Source organism: Streptomyces sp. 13-12-16 (genome assembly GCF_002114215.1).
GTDB lineage: Bacteria > Actinomycetota > Actinomycetes > Streptomycetales > Streptomycetaceae > Streptomyces.
Map to the genome: position 1 here is coordinate 38860 of NZ_NCTE01001198.1, position 2233 is coordinate 41092.

The window sequence follows — 2233 nt, forward strand, 5'->3', positions numbered from 1 at the left end:
GTGACCGGCAGGCCGTCCATCGCCTCCAGGATGCCGGCGAAGTCCTGCCGCTGAAGGGGCAGGAGAGCCGCCAGGGCCCGCTCGCGTTCGGCGTCCGTGCCGGCCAGGATCATCTGCTCCACCAGCTTGCGGCGCTCGCCGAGGAACATGTGCTCGGTGCGGCACAGGCCGATGCCCTGTGCTCCGAACCGGCGGGCACGGGCGGCGTCCTCGGGGGTGTCGGCGTTGGCCCGCACCTCCAGGCTCCGGACGGTGTCCGCGCGGGACAGCGCCCGGGCCACCGCGCCGACCGTGCCCCGCGCGCCTTCGTCGCCCGGGCCGTCCTCCAGGTACCGGATGACCGCCGAGTCCACCAGCGGTACGGCTCCCGCGTACACCGCTCCCGCGGATCCGTCCACCGAGACGACGGTGCCCTCCTCGACGACGGTGCCGTCCGCGGTGGTGAAGCGGCGGGCATCGGTGTCCACGGTGAGTTCCTCGGCGCCGCACACGCAGACCTTGCCCATGCCGCGGGCGACGACGGCCGCGTGGCTGGTCTTGCCGCCCCGGCTGGTGAGGACCGCCTGGGCGGCGATCATGCCGGGCAGGTCGTCGGGGGTGGTCTCCTGCCGGACCAGGACGACCTTCTCGCCGGCCGCGGCACGCCGTACCGCCTCCGCCGAGTGGAAGACGGCCGCCCCGACCGCAGCGCCCGGGGACGCCGGAAGGCCGTGGGCGAGCGGATCGCCGTGTCCCGAGGTGTCGAAGCGAGGGAACATCAGCCGGGCCAGGCCCTCGCCGCTCACCCGGACCAGCGCCTCGTCCGGGGTGATGAGCCCCTCGTCGGCCAGTTCGGCGGCGAGGACGAACGCGGCCTCGGCGGTGCGCTTGCCGACCCGCGTCTGGAGCATCCACAGTGTGCCGCGCTCGATCGTGAACTCGATGTCGCACAGGTCCCGGTAGTGCCGCTCCAGTGTCTCCATGTGCGCCCGCAGCCGGGCGTACGCCCCGGGGGCCAGGCGCGCCAGCTCGCTCAGGGGCACGGTGTTGCGGATGCCGGCGACGACGTCCTCGCCCTGCGCGTCGGACAGATAGTCGCCGTACGGGCCGGGGCGTCCGGTGGCCGGATCGCGGGTGAAGGCGACGCCGCTGCCGGAATCGGCCCCGAGGTTGCCGAAGACCATGCGCTGCACGGTGACGGCGGTGCCCAGGTCGTCGGCGATGTGCTCGCGCCGCCGGTACAGACGGGCGCGTTCGCCGTTCCAGGACTCGAACACGGCCAGGACCGCCCGGCGCAGCTGCTCGGCGGGGGACTGCGGGAAACGGTCCCCGGTCTCCAGGTGGATCAGGTCCTTGTACGTCTCGACCAGCTCGGCCAGGTCGGACGCCGTCAGGTGCACGTCGTCCCGCACACCGCGCAGGTCCTTCATCAGGGCGAGGGACCGCTCGAAGGAGGAGGAGTCGACGCCCATGACCGTGCTGCCGAACATCTGGACGAGGCGGCGGTAGGAGTCCCAGGCGAAGCGTTCGCTGCCGGAGGCCTTGGCCAGCCCGAGGACGGAGTCGTCGTTCAGACCGATGTCGAGGATCGTCTCCATCATGCCGGGCATGGAGAACTTCGCGCCGGAGCGGACGGACAGGAGCAGCGGGTCGTCCGGCTGCCCCAGCGAGCGGCCGGCGGACGCTTCGAGGGCCGACAGGTGCGCGGAGACCTCCTCCCACAGGCCGGCGGGTTCGCTGCCCGTGGCCAGGAAGGCGCGGCACGCCTCGGTGGTGAGGGTGAAGCCCGGTGGCACGGGGAGTCCGAGCCGGGTCATCTCGGCCAGGTTCGAGCCCTTGCCGCCGAGGAGGTCGGCCATGTCACGGCCGCCCTCGGTGAAGTCGTACACGTAACGGACCATGACGCTGCGCTCCTCAGCTGTGGGGGCGTGATGGTTCCAGCGTCGGACGGGGGCGTGTTCGACGCGAGGTGCCGGCCGTCCTGCCCGGGGGACCGGTCGGCCCCGGTTCACACCGTCCGTCCCGGAAGGACCTTCGGGAGCTTCGCCGGGACCGTACGGCCCGTGTACCACCCCTTCGGCCGGGAGGACGCTCGAAGACATCGGAAGTCATCGACCCGGGAGGGGACACGTCATGCCGCACGACATCGTGGTGGGGGTCGACGGATCGGCCGAAGGCCTCGCTGCCGCGCACTGGGCGGCGCGGGAGGCCCAGCGGCGGGGGACCGGTCTCACCGTGGGCCACGCCCGGCACC

At 73.0% G+C, this 2233-nt stretch carries 2 protein-coding genes; one reads left to right on the plus strand and one right to left on the minus strand.

The window, feature by feature from the left end:
• A partial coding sequence (gene ppdK / locus B7767_RS37630) for a pyruvate, phosphate dikinase (protein WP_085575922.1) occupies nucleotides 1-1880 on the minus strand: 1880 nt, incomplete at its 3' end.
• A 232-nt stretch (nucleotides 1881-2112) separates the two neighbouring features.
• Between ppdK and B7767_RS37635 the strand changes: the two genes are divergently transcribed.
• The coding region (locus B7767_RS37635; protein WP_179167468.1) for a universal stress protein at nucleotides 2113-2233 on the plus strand (121 nt) is incomplete at its 3' end.